This is a genomic window from Mesorhizobium sp. M2A.F.Ca.ET.037.01.1.1 (assembly GCF_003998075.1).
GTDB lineage: Bacteria > Pseudomonadota > Alphaproteobacteria > Rhizobiales > Rhizobiaceae > Mesorhizobium.
On the sequence record NZ_RZSA01001192.1, the window covers coordinates 1 to 1,782 of the forward strand.

The window sequence follows — 1,782 nt, forward strand, 5'->3', positions numbered from 1 at the left end:
GAACTCGGTTTCCTGGCCGGAAGGAAAGCGCACGACCTGCGCGTTGAGCTCAAGCTGCTTGAAGGACAGCGAGGCCTTCTCGAGCGGCCCGCCGCTCAGCCAGCCGGCATCGACCGGTCATCGAGCTGCGGCGTCCAGCGGCCGGCAGCGCCCGCGCAGCCGCCGTCAGCGTCCGGAGCGACGCGGTATATGGCGCTGAAGTTGAATGGCAGACGCGAGGCCAGTTGCTTGCCGTTCTTCTTAAACGAGTACGCAAGGCGATAGATGAACCGCACCTCGCCGCAGCTCGTCTCGTTGCCAAGCGCCGCGAAATCGCGCCGGTCGAGCCGGTTGACGACACCGACAACGCGGAAGCGCGCCGCGTTCGTCTTCAGCCAGCGCATGTCGATGATGCGGCCGACATTCCCGTCGGTCACTTCGTAGAGGGTGCGGCCGCCGGCCTTGATCTCGGCGCGCAACGCAGCAACATCTGCCGCGACTGTCTCAACGAGGGCGTGGTAGGCCGGTGCGGAGTCGTAGAGGGTCTTCAGGTCATCCTTTCCGTCAACACCGAAGAGACCGGCGAAACCGTACCCCTTGGTGTCGAGCTCGGCGAGGACGCGCGGGTCGTCGACGATGGTGACCGGATGACCGGCGGCATGCGCAAATGGCGCAGCGAAAGCCCCCAAAAGAAAGGCCGCGATCACGAGCCCCAGCCGTGTCATCGGATAGTGTTCTGCATCAATTCGCGAAGAACCGGCAGCATGGCCAGGGGCAGGTCTTCGGCTATCAAGCCCGGCCCAAAGCGGCTGCCCGCCTCTGCATGGATCCAGACCCCGGCGCAAGCCGCTTCGAAGGCCGGCATGCCTTGGGCAAGGAGGCCGGCGATGATGCCTGCCAGCACGTCGCCCGAACCGGCGGTGGCAAGCCAGGGCGCGCCATTGCCGTTGATCGCGGCGCGGCCGTCCGGCGCAGCGATCACGCTGTCGGCGCCCTTGTAGACGATCACCGCGTTGGCACGCTGCGCGGCTTCGCGCGCCTTGGCGAGCTTCGACAACGCCTTGTTGCCCGCAATGTCCGCGAACAGCCTGCCGAACTCACCCTCATGCGGCGTCATGATCAACGCTGGCGCATCCGGTCTGCCGGCTGCCTCGAACAGCGTCGAGGCTCCATTGCGGAAGGAGGTGATGCCGTCGGCGTCGAGCACGAGGCCCTCGACGCCGCCGTCCTGTCGCTTCCTGGCCAGCACGGCGAGCGTGAAATCGCGCGCCTTGTCGCCGATGCCGAAGCCGGGGCCGAGGACAAAGCTGGACGGCCGGCGATCGCCGATCAGGTCATGCACGTCCTCGATCGCGTCGACCTTGCGCAGCATGATGGAGGTCAGATGCGCCGCGTTGACCTGCATGGCGTTTGCCGGCGAGAGCACGGTGACGGCCCCTGCCCCGCTTCTTGCGGCCGCCAACGCCGACAGCCGCGCCGCGCCGGTAGCCAATGGGCCGCCCGAAAAGACGCTCGTATGGCCGCGCTTGTATTTGTGCGCGTCGACCGCCGGCGTAGGAAAGTTCGCGATCCAAAGCCCGGGCCGGTTCTCGAGGGTCCTTGGCGCGATCTCGTCGATGATCTCGTCGCGAATGCCGATATCGGCCAACACGATCTCGCCGCATCGCTCGCGGCCCGGCAGCAGCAGGTGCCCGGGCTTCTTTCGCGCGAAGGTCACCGTGAGGACCGCGAGAAATGCCGAGCCGAGAACTTCGCCGCTATCGGCGGAAACGCCCGAAGGCAGGTCGATCGCGACAACCGGCA

Annotated in this window: 2 protein-coding genes; both read right to left on the reverse strand. The window is 66.7% G+C overall.

What is annotated here, in order from left to right:
- Positions 1–95: 95 nt before the first annotated feature.
- Entirely contained in the window at positions 96–704 is a 609-nt protein-coding gene (locus EOA27_RS34925; protein WP_245467062.1) for a hypothetical protein, read from the reverse strand.
- Positions 701–1,782 (reverse strand): NAD(P)H-hydrate dehydratase (locus EOA27_RS34930; RefSeq protein ID WP_127258565.1); only part of this gene is annotated, 1,082 nt, incomplete at its 5' end. The genes EOA27_RS34925 and EOA27_RS34930, both read right to left, overlap by 4 nt.